We start from the raw sequence: 1,696 nt of genomic DNA on the forward strand, positions 1-1,696 counted from the left end.
CACCCGACTCAGCTCACAGCACCGGAGCCCCGACCGTGGGCGCTGAGGCGTCGAAGCCCGAGCAACTCTTCCGCGGCCGCATCCCACGTCCGGGACGGGACGCCAGCCACACTCGCGGAGCCAGGGCACGAACCAAGACCCCGGGCAAACCGCCCGCCCGAAAGCAGGGATCTGTCCTACTCTGAGCCCGCTCGTCCCTGTTCGGCTGATCTGACCGATCGAGAGGCCCCCGATGACCGCGAATCGCTGGCGTGCGCTCCTGGCTCCGACCTTCCTGTTCGCCCTGCTGCTCAGCGGGCTCACCGGCACCGCGCCCGCCCAGGGGCAGAGCCCCGTCGTCAGGGAGGCCACCTTCACCACGGGCATCGAGGACGGGTGGGCCTCCGTCGAGCGGTACCGGGACACCAACCCGGGCTTCGTCGCCGAGACCTATCCCGCCGACGGACGCGGCGACCAGGTCGGCCAGACCGCCACCTTCTTCGGCTCGGCCCGCCCGCACTCCTCCCGGTTCCTGCTCTACGCCGGCCCCCGCCCGAGCGCCCCGGCCAAGACGCCGGTGCTGCTCGTCCACGGCGCCAACCAGACCGCGGGCGGCGCTTGGGCCAACCCCAACGCCGGCGGCAACTTCGGCTGCGGCCGGCTGCTGTGCCCGCGCACCGGGCTGATGCAGCAGCTCACCGAGCAGGGCCACCAGGTGTACGCGATCGGCTTCCCGCACCGGAACGGCGACGGCTACTACTGGTCCCAGCAGATCGGCGACGCCGTCGAGGTGATCCGGGCCCAGACCGGCGCCGACAAGGTGGACGTCGTGGGCTGGTCCAAGGGCGCCTTCAACGCCCGCCAGTACGTCTCCTCGGTGCGCAAGCCGTGGGGCACCCCCTACTCCGGCCACGTCAACCGGCTGGTCCTGCTGGGCAACCCGAACCTCGGCTTCGACTGGGGCTACCGGCACGGCATCAGCCACGACGCCGCGATCTTCCCCGAGTGCGGCGGCCGGCTGAACGCCCCCGCGGCGCACACTTCGATGACCTGCTTCGGTCTGCGGTACCAGCACACCGAGCTGTCCTACGAGAGCCCCGCCTTCCCCGGTTCGGGACAGATGCTGGCGCGCTGGGACTCGACCTACCCGCTGCCCGCCTGGGAGCAGGACTGGTACACCACCTACTACGGCGGCACCGGCTTCTTCAGCAGCGGCCGCGGCATCCAGTACGCCATCGACCGGCAGTCCCTGGTGCAGCCCATCGTCCGGGCCGGCACCCCCGAGGGCCTGCCCGTCCACCTGCTGTGCGGGACCTCGCCCACCATGCTCGGCATGCACAACGAACACACCGGCCCCTCCGACGGCGCCGTCTTCGTCCGCAGCTGCGCCGCCCCGGACGGCATCCGCACCCTCGCCGGGGTCAAGCAGACCCCACTGAACCACCTCGAGCTCGGCTACTCCGGTCCCGCCACGGACCAGATCGTCGCCTGGCTCAACTGAGAACCAGGCTCAACTGAGCGAGGGCCGGACGACGGCGAGCGCCGCCTCGAAGTGCCGTCTGCCGATCTCGGCCAGGCTCAACGACTCCCGCATCGCGGCGAGCGCCGCCTCCCGGACCAGGGCGTCGCAGTCCGCCGCCGAGTAGCCGTCGGTGGCGTCCGCGACGGCGGCCAGGTCGACGTCGGCGGACACCGGGCTGCGACGGGAGGCGACCTG

At 71.9% G+C, this 1,696-nt stretch carries 2 protein-coding genes; one reads left to right on the top strand and one right to left on the bottom strand.

The features are described from left to right. The first annotated feature begins 232 nt into the window (after positions 1-232). Entirely contained in the window at positions 233-1,480 is a 1,248-nt protein-coding gene (locus tag Q4D18_RS11830) for a triacylglycerol lipase (RefSeq protein WP_303128660.1), read from the top strand. A gap of 9 nt (positions 1,481-1,489) precedes the next feature. Here Q4D18_RS11830 and Q4D18_RS11835 read toward each other — a convergent pair. Further along, positions 1,490-1,696 (bottom strand): hypothetical protein (locus Q4D18_RS11835; RefSeq protein ID WP_303128663.1); only part of this gene is annotated, 207 nt, incomplete at its 5' end.

Origin of the sequence: Micrococcus sp., assembly GCF_030523875.1 — a bacterium.
Taxonomy (GTDB): domain Bacteria; phylum Actinomycetota; class Actinomycetes; order Actinomycetales; family Micrococcaceae; genus Micrococcus.

What these genes read in the sequence shown, in the direction of transcription:
- Q4D18_RS11830 (WP_303128660.1), top strand. Translation starts at nt 233, where the DNA reads ATGACCGCGAATCGCTGGCGTGCGCTCCTGGCTCCGACCTTCCTGTTC.